General features: G+C 71.5%; 14 protein-coding genes. 7 read left to right on the top strand and 7 right to left on the bottom strand.

What is annotated here, in order from left to right; all coding sequences use genetic code 11:
• Positions 1 to 70: 70 nt before the first annotated feature.
• Both IEY79_RS34175 and IEY79_RS34170 read right to left on the bottom strand, forming a co-directional pair.
• The gene (locus tag IEY79_RS34175) at positions 71 to 1,531 is read right to left on the bottom strand and encodes a DUF3152 domain-containing protein (protein WP_189111551.1); all 1,461 of its coding nucleotides are present in this window, start codon (positions 1,529 to 1,531) and stop codon (positions 71 to 73) included.
• An 8-nt stretch (positions 1,532 to 1,539) separates the two neighbouring features.
• The gene (locus tag IEY79_RS34170; RefSeq protein ID WP_189111550.1) at positions 1,540 to 2,616 is read right to left on the bottom strand and encodes an alpha/beta fold hydrolase; all 1,077 of its coding nucleotides are present in this window, start codon (positions 2,614 to 2,616) and stop codon (positions 1,540 to 1,542) included.
• Positions 2,617 to 2,778: 162 nt separating this feature from the next.
• Here IEY79_RS34170 and IEY79_RS34165 point away from each other — a divergent pair, with 162 nt between their 5' ends.
• From IEY79_RS34165 to IEY79_RS34150, 4 genes are all read left to right on the top strand, one after another.
• Positions 2,779 to 3,045, top strand: coding sequence for an Rv3202a family protein (locus IEY79_RS34165; protein ID WP_189111549.1), 267 nt, complete (start codon positions 2,779 to 2,781; stop codon positions 3,043 to 3,045).
• A gap of 200 nt (positions 3,046 to 3,245) precedes the next feature.
• Positions 3,246 to 3,896, top strand: a complete 651-nt coding sequence (locus IEY79_RS34160) for a TetR/AcrR family transcriptional regulator (protein ID WP_189111548.1) — start codon at positions 3,246 to 3,248, stop codon at positions 3,894 to 3,896.
• A 183-nt stretch (positions 3,897 to 4,079) separates the two neighbouring features.
• A complete protein-coding gene (locus tag IEY79_RS34155) occupies positions 4,080 to 4,307 on the top strand; it encodes a DUF3107 domain-containing protein (RefSeq protein ID WP_189111547.1) in 228 nt (75 codons plus the stop codon).
• Positions 4,308 to 4,478: 171 nt separating this feature from the next.
• Positions 4,479 to 4,748, top strand: coding sequence for a hypothetical protein (locus IEY79_RS34150; protein ID WP_189111546.1), 270 nt, complete (start codon positions 4,479 to 4,481; stop codon positions 4,746 to 4,748).
• Positions 4,749 to 4,821: 73 nt separating this feature from the next.
• On the opposite strand, the gene IEY79_RS34145 is transcribed toward IEY79_RS34150, so the two are convergent.
• The gene (locus tag IEY79_RS34145) at positions 4,822 to 5,592 is read right to left on the bottom strand and encodes a ferritin-like fold-containing protein (RefSeq protein ID WP_229701361.1); all 771 of its coding nucleotides are present in this window, start codon (positions 5,590 to 5,592) and stop codon (positions 4,822 to 4,824) included.
• 506 nt (positions 5,593 to 6,098) lie between these two features.
• On the opposite strand from IEY79_RS34145, the gene IEY79_RS34140 reads away from it, so the two are divergent.
• Entirely contained in the window at positions 6,099 to 7,946 is a 1,848-nt protein-coding gene (locus tag IEY79_RS34140) for a DEAD/DEAH box helicase (protein ID WP_229701360.1), read from the top strand.
• A gap of 132 nt (positions 7,947 to 8,078) precedes the next feature.
• Positions 8,079 to 8,930, top strand: coding sequence for an alpha/beta fold hydrolase (locus IEY79_RS34135; RefSeq protein WP_189111545.1), 852 nt, complete (start codon positions 8,079 to 8,081; stop codon positions 8,928 to 8,930).
• A gap of 24 nt (positions 8,931 to 8,954) precedes the next feature.
• On the opposite strand, the gene IEY79_RS34130 is transcribed toward IEY79_RS34135, so the two are convergent.
• The gene (locus IEY79_RS34130) at positions 8,955 to 9,866 is read right to left on the bottom strand and encodes an NYN domain-containing protein (protein ID WP_189111544.1); all 912 of its coding nucleotides are present in this window, start codon (positions 9,864 to 9,866) and stop codon (positions 8,955 to 8,957) included.
• A 176-nt stretch (positions 9,867 to 10,042) separates the two neighbouring features.
• Here IEY79_RS34130 and IEY79_RS34125 point away from each other — a divergent pair, with 176 nt between their 5' ends.
• On the top strand, positions 10,043 to 10,195 hold the full coding sequence (locus tag IEY79_RS34125; RefSeq protein ID WP_189111543.1) for a DUF8834 family protein: 153 nt from the start codon (positions 10,043 to 10,045) through the stop codon (positions 10,193 to 10,195).
• An 81-nt stretch (positions 10,196 to 10,276) separates the two neighbouring features.
• Here IEY79_RS34125 and IEY79_RS34120 read toward each other — a convergent pair whose 3' ends face one another.
• The 3 genes from IEY79_RS34120 to IEY79_RS34110 all read right to left on the bottom strand — a co-directional run bounded on the left by IEY79_RS34120 (position 10,277) and on the right by IEY79_RS34110 (position 12,629).
• Complete coding sequence (locus IEY79_RS34120; protein ID WP_189111542.1) at positions 10,277 to 10,882, bottom strand: MarC family protein; 606 nt, start codon at positions 10,880 to 10,882, stop codon at positions 10,277 to 10,279.
• Positions 10,883 to 11,011: 129 nt separating this feature from the next.
• Positions 11,012 to 11,881 (bottom strand): PHP domain-containing protein, encoded by an 870-nt coding sequence (locus IEY79_RS34115; RefSeq protein ID WP_189111541.1) that lies wholly within the window; start codon positions 11,879 to 11,881, stop codon positions 11,012 to 11,014.
• A 109-nt stretch (positions 11,882 to 11,990) separates the two neighbouring features.
• Positions 11,991 to 12,629: a DUF6758 family protein gene (locus IEY79_RS34110; protein WP_189111540.1), complete on the bottom strand. Its 639-nt coding sequence runs from the start codon at positions 12,627 to 12,629 to the stop codon at positions 11,991 to 11,993.
• Positions 12,630 to 12,780 lie beyond the last annotated feature (151 nt).

The raw sequence follows: 12,780 nt of genomic DNA, 5'->3' as shown, positions 1-12,780 counted from the left end.
CCCACCGCGGTAGCGTTCCGTCGCGGTAAGGGCTCATCCGGTCACTGTGCGTCAAGCCAGGGCCGACGCCTCAATTGCCCGGGAACGCCCAGGGGTTGGGCCTGCACTTCACGCCGCCGAGATCGAGCGTCTTCGTCTGCTGCTGCATCACCGGCGCGAGCGCGCCCGGTGTCTGGCAGCTCACGTGGCCGTACCCGAGCCGGTGCCCGATCTCATGGTTGATCAGCATCTGCCGGTAGGCGAGCATCGCCTTGGAGCCGTACGTCTTGGCCCCCCGCGCCCAGCGAAACGCGTTGATCATCACGCGGTCGGTGGAGGCGGAGTCGCAGGACACGTTGTCGACGGTGGTGTCCAGTCCGGACTTGGCGCACCACTCGGCCGTGGTGCCGGGGCTGGCCAGCGTGATCACGAAGTCGGGCGAGCCACCGGCGATCCGCTCGAAGGTCATTGCCCCGTTGTGGGCCCAACTCCGGTCGTCGTTCAGGGTTTTCTGTACGGCGTCGGCGAACAGCTTCGGGTCGAGCCCGATGCCCTTCTCGACATCGATCCGGTATCGGACCTTACGGCCCTCCCCTGGCGCCTTCGCCAGTCCCGGCACCGCCTCGAACTCGCCCGAGCCGTTCAGATCGGCGGCCAGCGGGAACTGCCTGGCCATCAGCTGGGAGTAGGTGGGCGGCGGCGCCGGCACCTTCGCCACGGGCTCCTTCGGCGGGGTCGCCCTGCCGTCCGAGCGCGAGGCGGGTTCGTCGCCGTCGCGGGCGAGCCCGCCGGAGGGCAGCGCGTCGGCCCGCGGTCCGTCGCCGTCGGTGACCTGACCGGCCACCACGACCACGAGCACCGTGGTCACCGCCGCGGCGACGATCCCGGTGAGGGTGCGGCCCAGATTGCCCTTCTCCGGCCGCTCCTTGGAGCCGTCGGCGTCCAGGGCGGCGTCGGGGTCGTCCCGGTCGGAGCCGCGGCCGGAGTCGGCGGCGGAGGCGGCACGGGGGCGGCTGCTCTCGTCGTCCCAGTCGGTGACGGAGGCGTACGGATCCGGCCGCCACTGCGCCGAGTCGGTGTCGAAGCCCGTGGCACCGCCGCCTCCGTAAGGAGAGGGCGGTGTGTCGAAAGCGTCGATGAACTCACGGCGCGGTCCCGGGACGGGGACCTGGCGCTGGCCGGTCGGCGCCGTGCGCGGCTGCCTGCGCGGCCCTCCCGGCCCCTGCGGCTGCGGAGCGGGCCCCCCGGGGCCCTCCGGATACGGAGGCCGCTGCTGACCCTGACCACCCCGGCCCGGCCGGCCGGCCGGCCAGTCCCCGTACCGCTGTTGACCGCCCCAGCCGCCGCCCTGTTCACGGTGCTCGGGATGCCCGCCGCGTACCGGCACGCCGTGCGCGGGGGTGCCGTACGGCGGTGCCGTCCGTTCCCGCTCGCCTGGGGGCGGCGTGGGCCGCGCCTCCCGTTCGCCGGCCGGCGGCCCGCTCGCGGCGGGCGCGCGCTTCCTGCCGTCGGACGCCTTGGGCGCGGGGCCTTTACGGCTGTGTCGTCCCACGCCCCGGATCAGCTCCCGCCACTGTCGTTGTCGCCTTCGTAGTCACCGTCGCCGCGGCTCGCGCCACTGCCACTGAAGACGCCGCCGTCCCTACCGTCATTACGGCCGGGACGCCCGTTCGTCTCATCCGTCGCCCGGTCCGACTCCTCGATCAGGCTCCGCACCGCCTCCGCGACCACTTCCGGGTACTCCATCATGGCAACATGACCGGCGTCCGGAAGCGTCAGGAGCCGCGAATCCCGGAAAGCGGCGGACGCCTTTCGTGCCATTCGGTACGAAACAAGCTGATCCCGCCCTCCGTACACCAGCAGTGTCGGCGCGAGGACCCGCTCCGCCTGCCGCCACAGCCCCTGCTGTCCGCCGAGAGTGTAGGCGTCGACGATGCCCCGCGCGGAACGGGTCATCGCCTCCCAGAAGTACGGAAGACCCTGCCGCCGCTCCATCTCCTCCACCGCGTGCCGCAGCCCTTCCTCCGAGACCCTGCTCGGGTCGCCGTAACAGAGGGCCATCACCCCGCGGGTGCGCTGCTCGGCCGACCACTCGCGGGTCATCCGCCCGAACAGCGTGGCGACACCGGGCAGGGCCAGCAGGGCGGTCGGCACGGCGCTGCGCTGCACGCGGATCTCGGGCAGCGCGGGTGACACGAGGGTGAGGGTGCGCACCAGGTCGGGACGGGCGGCGGCGACCCGGGTCGCGACGGCGCCTCCCATGGAGTTGCCGAAGAGATGCACCGCGCCGTGCCCGCCCGCGTCGAGCAGCCGGACGACGGCACGCGCGTGGGCGGTGATCGAGTAGTTGCGGTCCTCGGGCGGCGGGGAGTCCCCGAAGCCGGGCAGGTCGACCGCCTCGCCGTCGACCACGTCGGCCAGCAGCGGCATCAGGTCGGACCAGTTCTGCGAGGACCCGCCGAGGCCGTGCACGTACAGCGCGCGCGGCACTCCGGGGCGCGTGGGGGGCCGTGAGCGCACGTTCAGGGTCAGCCCCGGCAGCGCGACCGACCGCAGCCGCTCGCCGTCGGCGACCCTGACGGCACTCACGCGCGGAACGGCGGCGGCGAGTGTTTCCGGCAGCTCGGTCGAAGACATGCGGCAATGTTACGAGACGATCACACGCGGGTCCGCGTGTTCGCGGTCACAGGACGCATAGCGTCGCGGGTACGGACCTCCTACCCTCGTAAGTACGCGTACGTATTCGTCTCGTTTCGCGAAAGGCACACGGAAGACGACCGGAGAAGAAAGGGCGCCCCCATGCCGGCGGACCCGAACGACCCGGACACATTCCCGAACGACAGCGACGACGGCATCGACCAGGAAGAGCGGGCCGCCGGGGCGGACTCCGGTGAACTCGAAGAACTCGACGAGGAGACGCCGGAGGCCGACGCCGCCGAGCAGCACAGGGACGTGCGCCCGTCGGACGACGATCCACCGGCCCCCATCGGTACGGAGGAGGCCGACGAGGCCGACGCCGCCGAACAGGCGCGTATCGTCTCTCTCGACGAGGACGACTACCGCTGAGCATCCACTCAGGACCGGGTTCGCCTTTTGTCAGCATTGGATACTTTTCTCCGTCGCCGCCCTCGCGGCCGGACGGACAACCGGCTCCCGTGAGTGTCCGGTCCGTGAAATTCTGCGACCTGACCACGCACAGCCGGGTTACCCAAAAGTACGATGGCAAGGCGGCGCACAGCGCGCACGGAACGATTCTGGGAGGCGGCGTGACAGCCATAGAGCAGACCGAGGCGGCGCGCCCGCGAGGCACGCGCCTGCCCCGCCGCGCTCGACGCAATCAGCTTCTGGGCGCGGCTCAGGAAGTCTTCGTCGCACAGGGTTACCACGCCGCGGCGATGGACGACATCGCGGAGCGGGCCGGGGTCAGCAAGCCCGTCCTCTACCAGCACTTCCCGGGGAAGCTGGACCTCTACCTGGCGCTTCTCGACCAGCACTGCGAGGCGCTGCTGCAGGCCGTACGTACGGCCCTGGCCTCGACGACCGACAACAAGCTCCGGGTCGCGGCCACGATGGACGCGTACTTCGCCTACGTCGAGGACGAGGGCGGCGCGTTCCGGCTGGTCTTCGAGTCCGACCTGACGAACGAGCCCGCCGTGCGTGAGCGCGTCGACCGGGTGGCGCTCCAGTGCGCGGAGGCGATCTCCGACGTGATCGCGTCGGACACGGGCCTCTCCAAGGAGGAGTCCATGATGCTGGCCGTCGGGCTCGGCGGCGTCTCCCAGGTGGTGGCGCGCTACTGGCTCTCCAGCGAGTCGGTCATCCCGCGCGACAAGGCCGTGGAACTTCTCACCTCGCTCGCCTGGCGCGGCATCGCGGGGTTCCCGCTGCACGGCAGCGAGCAGCACCCCGGCGCCTGACCGGGCGCGCGGCGCCTGGCGGAGGGCCCGGAGCGGTCCACCGACGAACGGGCGGCCCTCGTCGTCCGTGTTCGCTGCGGGCGTGTCCCACCACCGTCCTGAGCGCCTTCCCGCCGGGCTAATGTGTGCTGCGTACCGCGCGGTTGACCGCGCAACGCACCGACCGTTCGGAGGGACATAGCGGTGGAGGTCAAGATCGGCGTGCAGCACACGCCCCGCGAGATCGTTCTGGAGAGCTCGCAGTCCGCCGAGGACGTCGAGAGCGCCGTGGGCGACGCACTCGCCGGCAAGGCGAAGCTGCTCAGCCTCACGGACGAGAAGGGGCGGAAGGTGCTCGTACCGGCCGAACGGATCGCGTACGTGGAGATCGGCGAGCCGACGACCCGACGGGTGGGCTTCGGCGCGCTCTAGCTCGAATCGGCGCAACGGCACCACAGAGCGACAGCAGGAGTGGCCCGGCGGAAGATTCCGCCGGGCCACTCCTTTCGTCGTCTCCTGGTGTCGCGGAGGGTTGCTCGGTGTGCACTCCGGGTAGACGGGCTACGACCCAGTCGGCCAGCGCGCTTGGTGAGGTGATCAGCGGTGATCTTGGAAGCTCTCGGTGCGGTCCTGCTCGGACTCGGTGCTTCGTGGGCCGCGCTCCAGCGGCTGCCCCACCGGCTCCCCTCGCGCCGCCTCGTGCTCGCCGCGGGGTCCCTGGGCTCCCTCTTCGGCGCGATGCTCACGCACGCGGCGCTCGGCCCCGGTCATGTCGTCGCGACGCTGATCGGCGCGGTCGCCGTCGGGGTGGTCCTGCTCTCGCTGCTGCTCCGCCCGTCGAGCGCGGTCCTGCGCCGCCCAATGCCTTCCTGATCCGATCCGCCGGGCGCGGAAGCCCGGAAGCCCGGCAGCGGGGAACGGCGGCGGCGCGGGAGCGGCGGCGGCCTCAGGCGGCCAGTCCGAGGGCCGCCATCCGCTTCGTGTGCGCCTCGGTGATCCGCGAGAACATCCGGCCCACCTCTGCCAGGTCGAAGCCGTCCGCGACCCCGCCCACGAGCATCGTGGAGAGCGCGTCCCGGTCCGCGACCACGCGCTGCGCCTGCGACAGTGCCTCACCCATCAGCCGTCGCGCCCAGAGGGCGAGCCGCCCGCCGACCCGCGGCTCGGCCTCGATCGCCGCCCTGACCTTCTCGACCGCGAAATTGCCGTGCCCTGTGTCGTCGAGCACAGCGAGCACCAGACCGCGGGTGTCGGAGTCCAGCCGCGCGGCCACCTCGCGGTAGAAGTCGCTGGCGATCGAGTCGCCCACATATGCCTTGACCAGGCCCTCCAGCCAATCCGATGGCGCGGTCTGGCGGTGGAAGTCGTCCAGCGCGGTGGCAAAGGGATCCATCGCGCCCGTCGGATCGGCGTCAATTTCGCCGAGCCGGTCGCGCAGCCTCTCGAAATGGTGGAATTCGGCGGAGGCCATCTTCGCGAGTTCCGCCTTGTCGTCCAGAGTCGGCGCGAGTTTGGCGTCCTCGGCGAGCCGCTCGAAGGCCGCCAGTTCGCCGTAGGCGAGCGCTCCCAGCAGATCCACGACCGCGGCCCGGTACTTCGGGTCGGCGGAGGCGGTCGCCCAGTCCTGGGCGGCGATCCCGGTGAGTTCCGCGGGCGCGGAACCGGTCGGGGTCCCAGGTGTGGACTTGGGCTCAATGGCGTTGTCAGACGTCTCCATGGAGCGCACAATAGCCCGCTCGGCGCATGGCGTAGAGCCCACTTCGCGCACCGTTCAAGAGCCCGGTCGGGCAGTGCCCTCGCACCGTTCCGACGAATTCGTCCAACACACCTGCGCGATTCCGGGGTACAGTGGTAATGCGCCTGCCGAGTATTCGGTGGGCCATCGCAGTGTTTGACCGGGAGATCTGTCCCGGACAGGCCCCATGAGGATGCCCGGTCGGTGGCCCGATCGGCTCCGACCCCGACCGCCCTCCGCGCGGACCGTGCGCACAGCTGCGTACGACCTGCAGATGAGGGGCCCCCTCAGCGGCACGAGCGCTCGAGCGACGGCAGTGGTCCCGCGCCATCCGGCCAATCCACGGCCGGCCGAGTACCCAGGTGCGGTACGACCCCCAGCGTTCGCCTCGGGTCGCGTCTCACAGAAGAGGCAGCACCCTGACTACGACTTTCCGAGACCTCGGAATCCTCCCCGAGACGGCCGAAGCACTAGAGGCCGTCGGCATCATGTCTCCCTTCCCCATCCAGGAGATGACCCTCCCGGTCGCACTGTCCGGCAAGGACGTCATCGGCCAGGCCAAGACCGGCACGGGCAAGACGCTCGGCTTCGGACTGCCGCTCCTGGAGCGTGTCACCGTCCCCGCCGACGTCGAGGCGGGCCGGGCCGTTCCCGAGCAGCTCACCAACGCCCCGCAGGCCCTCGTGGTCGTCCCCACCCGCGAGCTGTGCCAGCAGGTCACCAACGACCTCCAGACCGCCGGCAAGGTGCGCAACGTGCGCGTGCTGGCGATCTACGGCGGCCGTGCCTACGAACCGCAGGTCGAGGCCCTCAAGAAGGGCGTCGACGTGATCGTCGGCACCCCGGGCCGGCTGCTGGACCTGGCGGGCCAGCGCAAGCTCGACCTGTCGCACGTGCGCGGGCTCGTCCTGGACGAGGCCGACGAGATGCTCGACCTGGGCTTCCTGCCCGACGTCGAGCGGATCATCCAGCTGCTGCCGGCCAAGCGCCAGACGATGCTGTTCTCGGCGACCATGCCGGGCGCGGTCATCGGTCTCGCGCGCCGCTACATGTCGCAGCCGACGCACATCAGCGCCACGTCGCCGGACGACGCGGGCGCGACGGTCGCCAACACCACGCAGCGTGTCTACCGCGCCCACTCCATGGACAAGCCGGAGCTGGTCGCGCGCATCCTCCAGGCCGAGGGCCGCGGGCTCGCGATGATCTTCTGCCGTACGAAGCGGACGGCCGCCGACATCGCCGACCAGCTCGCCCAGCGCGGCTTCGCCTCGGGCGCCGTCCACGGTGACCTGGGCCAGGGTGCGCGTGAGCAGGCGCTGCGCGCGTTCCGCAACGGCAAGGTGGACGTTCTCGTCTGCACCGACGTCGCCGCGCGCGGTATCGACGTCGAAGGCGTGACGCACGTCATCAACTATCAGTCGCCCGAGGAGGAGAAGACCTACCTCCACCGCATCGGCCGCACCGGCCGCGCGGGCGCGTCCGGCATCGCCGTGACGCTCGTCGACTGGGACGACATCCCGCGCTGGCAGCTGATCAACAAGGCGCTGGACCTGGGCTTCCCGGACCCGCCGGAGACCTACTCGACCTCGCCGCACCTCTTCGAGGAGCTCAACATCCCCGCGGGGACGAAGGGCATCCTGCCGCGTACGGACCGGACACGTGCCGGTCTGTCCGCGGAGCAGGTCGAGGACCTGGGCGAGACGGGCGGACGCGGCCGTAAGTCCGGCGCTCCGTCCTCCTCCGCCCGGTCGGCGGCCGCCACCGCGGTGCAGGAGGAGCGTCCGGCCCGTACACGTACACCGCGGCAGCGCCGCCGCACGCGCGGCGGGACTCCCCTGGAGGCCGGCGAGGCGCAGACGCAGACAGTGGCGGCGACGGCTCCGTCGGCGACCGGAGCGGTCGACACCGCCGAGGGCGTGGACGCGGCCGAGCCGCGCATCCCGCGCCGCCGCCGGCGTACGCGCGTGGCCGTGCCCGCCGAGGCGGCGGCAGCGGTCGCCACGACCGTGGCGCAGCCGGGGAGCGACCTGTTCGTCGAGCCGGTGGCCGAACAGGGCGACGCCGACGCCGAGGTGGTCACCAAGCCGCGCCGTCGTCGTACGCGGGCCGCCAAGCCCGCTGTCGAGGCCGTGGAGACGGTCGAGAGCGCGGCGACGGCCACGGTCACCGACGCGGGGACCGAGACCAAGCCCCGGCGCCGTACGCGGGCCGCCAAGGCCCCGGTCGAGGCCGGCACGGCGAAGGCCGCGGAGCCGGCGGAGGGCGACGCCCCCGCCGCCGAGGCCAAGCCGCGCCGGCGCCGTACGCGCACGGCGGCCGCCCAGCCCGAGAGCTGACCCGCACGCCCGATGGCCCGGCCCCCCTGTGGGTGCCGGGCCATCGGTGTGTTCGCGGCCCCTCGGCCGCGCCTCCTGGGGAGGGCCCGGGCGGGTGAGGCGGCGGTGGGTGCGGGGACTTACGCTCGTCGCATGAGCAGGCCGCCCACGTTCACTCCGCCGCCTTGTGCCCGCGCGCTCCAGTTGCCGACGCGCCGCGGGCACTTCGCCGTGCTCGACGCGCGCCCCGAGGGGACGCCTCGGGGCACCGCCCTTCTGATGCCCGGATTCACCGGCAGTAAGGAGGACTTCATCGCGATGCTGGAGCCGCTCACCGCGGCCGGCTACCGCGTCGTCGCCGTCGACGGCCGCGGGCAGTACGAGTCCGAGGGACCTCACTCCCAAGAGGCTTACGCCCAGGAGGAGTTGGCGGCGGACGTACTGGCGCAGGCGGACGCGGTCGGGGCGCCGGTCCATCTCGTGGGGCACTCGCTGGGCGGGCAGATCGCCCGCGCGGCCGTCCTGACGGACGCGGAGCCGTTCCGCACGCTGACGCTGATCTCCTCGGGCCCCGCCCGTATCGCCCCTTCCCAGGAGGAGCGGGTACGGCTGCTGAGCGAGGCCCTGGCGCTCACGAACATGGACATGGAGCGGGTCTGGGAGGGCATCCAGGCGATGGAGCCGCCGGAGGAGACCTCCGTCGACGGCACGGATCTGCGCCGCCGCTGGCTGCGTCACAACCCGGTCCAACTGATCACCACGGGGCGGCAGTTGACGGTGGAGCCGGACCGGGTGGCCGAGCTGGCCGCCGTAAGTCCGCTCCCCAAGCATGTGATGTCCGGCGTGCGGGACGACACCTGGCCGGTGCCGCTGCTCGACACCATGGCGCGGCGGCTGGAGGCGCGCAGGACCGTGATCGAGGGCGCCGAGCACTCGCCGAACACCGATCAGCCGCTGCGTACCGCGGCCGCGCTCAGCGCCTTCTGGGACGACTCCGAGCGCTGAGGGGGACCCCGGGGGCCGGAGGGCTCAGAACTGCGTCTGCAGGTGCTGCCAGAACCCGTCCCGCAGTGCCCGCCGCAGGACGGCGTGCCCCCGCAGCGACCGTTGCAGCAGTTTCTCCGCCTCGATCAGCAGGTCCTGGTCGACGGGGCCCGGCAGATACGGATGGCCCGGCAGCAGTTCGGCCATCGCCACCCGCCCGCGCCCGACCAGCCATGTCGCGGCGATCTGCGCGCCGATGAAGCGCACCTGGTCGCGCGAGGGCGGCGGGTCGCCCTCGTTCTCGTACGTGGTGACCGCCCGCCGTGTCACGTACGGCCGCCAGAAGTCGAGGTCGAAGGTGCGCTGGCTGTCGACCTCCCACAGCAGCGGCTCGGCCTGGTTGCGTCCCTCGCCGGCCTCGATGCCCCAGAGATGGACGCGTGCGCCGTACCCCTGCGCGGCCTCCACCGCCGACACCAGGTCCTCGTCGCCGCCCACGAGCGCGGCGTCGCTGATGGCGCGGTGTCTGGCGAGCGATTCGAGATCCGTGCGGATCAGGGAGTCGACGCCCTTCTGCTGGTTGTTGGCGTTGAGATTGGCGAGGCGGACCTTGACGTCGGGCAGTTCGGCGATGGCCTGCTGCTCGGGCGTGTGGATACGGCGCCGCGCGCCGTCGTACCAGTAGACCCGCAGCAGCCGACTGTCCGCGAAGATCGTGCGCGCCTTGTCGATGAACGCCTCGATGAGCCCCTCGGCGTCGAGATCGAAGGACCGCCGGTCCTCGGTCCCCGCCACCAGTAATCCTGCCGCAGCGTAGACGTAACCCGCGTCGACGAATATGGCGTGGGTGGACGGGGTCTTCGCGACCTCGGCGAGCATCCGCTGGAGCAGTTCGTTGGTGCGCTCCAGGCGGGCGCCGACCTCGGCGATGTCGGGATTGATCTCTGCCTCGCTCATACGCGGTCCATTGTCCGTGGGTACGGCTTTACTCGCCAGTAATTAGCCATCCGAAAAATTTCTTTAGTGTAGGGAATGTTTGCAGAGGGCAAGGCGTTGTCGCCTGATGTAATCAACGATGGGTCATCCGTCACACACAGTTCTCCTACGGAGGATCAGACGAAGGGAGAAGCGATATGCGCTTCGAGATCATGCGACTGAACGATGCTGACGGCACCGCCGTCGACAGCACCGTCGTGGACGCCGCCTCCGTCAATCAGATCGTGCAGCAGGCCGCCTCAACAGGGCAGCGCCTCTACATCCGCCCGGCCGAAACCCCGGCCTCGTAATTCCCGGATCCCCCCGGATCCACTGATCGGCTACATGTCGAGACGCCCCCGTACGGAGATCCGTACGGGGGCGCTTTGGTCTCACGCGGCCTGGACGACCTGGGTGACGCCGTTGATGATCTGCTGCACGGCGATGGCGGAGAGCATCATTCCGGCGAGCCTGGTCACCAGCACCACACCGCCGTCCTTGATGAGGCGGATGATCACCAGCGAGTAGCGCATCGTCAGCCAGAGCACGGCGTGCATCGCCACGATCGCCGCCCACACCGAGACCCGCGCCGCCGTGCCGTCGGCGTGCTGGACGGCGAGGATGACGGAGACGATCGCGCCGGGGCCGGCCAGGAGCGGCATGCCGAGCGGTACGAGGGCGACGTTGACGTCCTTCGTCTGCTTGGGCTCGTCGTTCTTGCCGGTGAGCAGATCGAGCGCGATGAGCAGCAGGAGCAGTCCTCCCGCGATCATTAGCGCGGGAACGGAGACATGCAGATAGTCGAGGATCTGCTGGCCGAGGAGGCCGAAGACGGAGATCACACCGAAGGCGACGGCCACCGCCTGCCAGGCCATCCGGCGCTGGACCTTGGCGGGGCGGCCGGAGGTGAGGCCGAGGAAGATCGGTGTGATCCCGGGCGGGTCCATGATCACGAAGAGGGTCAGGAAGAGGGAGCCGAAAACGGCGGCGTCGAACACGGTGTGGCCTTGCGGGAGGAGGGCGGGGCGGGATTCGGGGCGCGGTACGCGGCCGGGCGCGGCGCAGTACACGGCCCCGGACGGCGCGGCACGGGGCGCGCGCTACGACGGGCACGTGGTGCGGGTCGGTCAGGCGTGTCCGCCCGTGCCGGGCACCGGGAAGGCGCCCGACGCACGCCGGACGATCTCGCCGTAGATCTCCGGGTCGGTGCTGTACTCCCCGAGCCGGACGGTCTTCCGGCTGCCGTGGTAGTCGCTGGAGCCGGTCGTGAGCAGACCCAGCTCGGCGGCGAGTCCGCGCAGCCGGGCGCGCGTGGGCTCGTCGTGGTTCATGTGGTCGACCTCGATGCCGTCGAGTCCCGCCTCGGCCAGCCGCACCAGCGCCGACTCGGCGACGACGGCGCCACGGGTCACGGCCAGCGGGTGGGCGACGACGGTGACGCCGCCGGCGGCCTTGACCAGCCGGATCGCGTCGAAGGGGTTCAACTCGTGCCGGGGCACGTGCACCCGGCCGTGGTCGGAGAGCCACTGGGAGGAGAACGCCTCGTCGACCGAGTCCACGACGCCCAGTTCGACGAGCGCCGAAGCGACGTGCGGGCGGCCGATGGAGCCGTCTCCGGCGATCCGGGCGACCTGCTCCCAGGTGATGGCCACGCCGAGCTCCTGGAGCTTGGCCACCATCGCCCTCGCGCGCGGCACCCGGTCGTCGCGCACCAGTTCGCGCTGGCGCAGCAGTTCGGGCTCGTCGGCGTCGAAGAGGTACGCCAGCATGTGCAGGCTCACACCGTCGGTGCGGCAGGAGAGTTCGGCGCCGGTGACGAGGGTGAGGCCGGTGTCGAGATCGGCGAGGGTCTTGAGCGCCTCGGCGTGGCCCCGGGTCGTGTCGTGGTCGGTGAGGGCGACGACGTCCAGACCGGCGGCCACCGCGTTGCGTACCAGCTCGGCCGGGGTGTCCGTACCGTCCGACGCCGTGGAGTGGGTGTGCAGGTCGATGCGCACGACGCGTACTCCCGGGGCTCGGGCGGGCAGGGACGCTCCAGGATAACGGGCGTTCGAAGACGTCCCGGACGGTCGGACCCGTGTGCGAGCCGGTCCGGCCGGCCGCCGGTCAGCTCAGCAGGCGCGGCGAGAGCGCCCCGCAGGGCAGCAGATCCACTTCGGCCCCGGCGTCCCGCAGATCGGTGAGCACCAGTTCGTCGTACATCAGCAGCCCCGTCTGCTCGGGCCAGACGATCGCCCAGAGCCAGAGTCCGAGCGCCTCTCCGGCGAAGACCGCGCGGTCCGGCGGCGCGTCGGGCACGTGCCAGAGCGGGGTGGGGCGCCCGGCGGCCAGCAGTTTGGCGTGCGGAGGCTTGTCGGCGCAGATGTGCGGGCCTGGGTCGGGCCCGTCGATCCCGGCGTAGCGGGCCCCGAGTCCGACGCCGAGCTCCTCGGCGACCAGCAGCAGTTCTCCCGACCCGCCGAGCGGGCCGGGTCCCGAGCACGCGACGGCGGTGGCCCGGCCGCCGCTGCGGTCGTCACCCGCGTACGCGACACCGGTGTAGAGCCAGCCGACCGGGAGCGGCCAGGGCATCCAGACGGGGACTCGGGCGCGGTTCACCACGACCCCGAGGGCTTCGACGCTGGGCGGTATGACCGGCTGCAGCGGATGCACGGTGCCGTGCATGTCGCACTGCCAGGAGTCGGCGAAGAGACCGGGCGCCCTGACCCGGCCACCGCACTTCGGGCAACCTGGTTCGCCCCTCATAGCGCCCCACGGTCCTCCCCGGCCGACGCCCCGTCAAGGACGATCACCCGTCCGGCACAGAACGGCGGCAAATCCCGGCGGCCTGTACGAGACGGGTCCTCCTCACGGCGGCGTACGGGGTTCAGCGGCGCACGTACGCCGCCGCGTCGGA

The sequence above is a fragment of the Streptomyces camponoticapitis genome (genome assembly GCF_014646115.1).
Taxonomy (GTDB): domain Bacteria; phylum Actinomycetota; class Actinomycetes; order Streptomycetales; family Streptomycetaceae; genus Streptomyces; species Streptomyces camponoticapitis.
The sequence above is the reverse complement of the archived record's forward strand: the minus strand, read 5'-3'. Positions and strand labels throughout refer to the sequence as shown.